At 76.9% G+C, this 740-nt stretch carries 1 pseudogene; it reads left to right on the top strand.

The annotated features are described in order from the left end of the window. Nucleotides 1–740: pseudogene (locus tag IE249_RS37765) on the top strand (AfsR family transcriptional regulator); the annotation flags it as partial.

Below are 740 nucleotides of genomic sequence, written 5' to 3'. Positions count from 1 at the left end.
GTGAAGGCCACCTTCGAGCTCGGGTACGGGCAGTTGGAGCCCGCGCAGGCACGCGCCTTCCGGCTGTTGGGCCTGGCCGACGGCCCGGACATCTCCCTGGCGGCCGCGGCGGCCGCGCTGGACCTTCCGGCGGACGACACCGAGGACCTGCTGGAGGCGCTGGTCGACACCTCGCTGCTGGAGTCGGCGGCGCCCGGCCGCTACCGCTTCCACGACCTGGTCCGGCTCTACGCGCGTGCATGCGCCGAGCGCGACGAGCACCCGCCGAGCGAGCGGGACGCGGCGCTGTCGCGGCTGCTGGACTTCTATCTGGCCACCGCCGCACGGGTGTTCGCGATCGACCGGCCCGGGGACCGGCTGGTGGATCACCTGGAGGAGACCGGCGCGGTGGGGCTGGAGTTCGCCGACCGCCGGGCCGCCCAGGACTGGCTGTACTCGGAGGCCGTACCGCTGCTGGCCTGCGTACGGCAGTCCTCCGGCGGCGCGGCGCTGCGGCGGGCGGTCGACCTGCTGTGGGCGGCGGTCGACCTCGCCGAGTCGGGGGCCAACGCCCGGGAGTACGAGGCGGCGGCCGCCGCGCTGCGCGACGCCGCCCGGGCCGCCGGGGACGCCCGCGCGGAGGGGCGGGCGGTCCTCGTGCTGGCCAACGCGCGGCACTGGTCGGGGCAGTTCGACCAGGCCGACGAGGAGGCTCGGCAGGCGCTGGAGCTGTCGGGGGCGGCGGGCGATCCGCTGCCGTG

This window comes from Streptomyces anandii JCM 4720 (genome assembly GCF_014650655.1).
GTDB lineage: Bacteria > Actinomycetota > Actinomycetes > Streptomycetales > Streptomycetaceae > Streptomyces > Streptomyces anandii.
The sequence above is the reverse complement of the archived record's forward strand: the minus strand, read 5'-3'. Positions and strand labels throughout refer to the sequence as shown.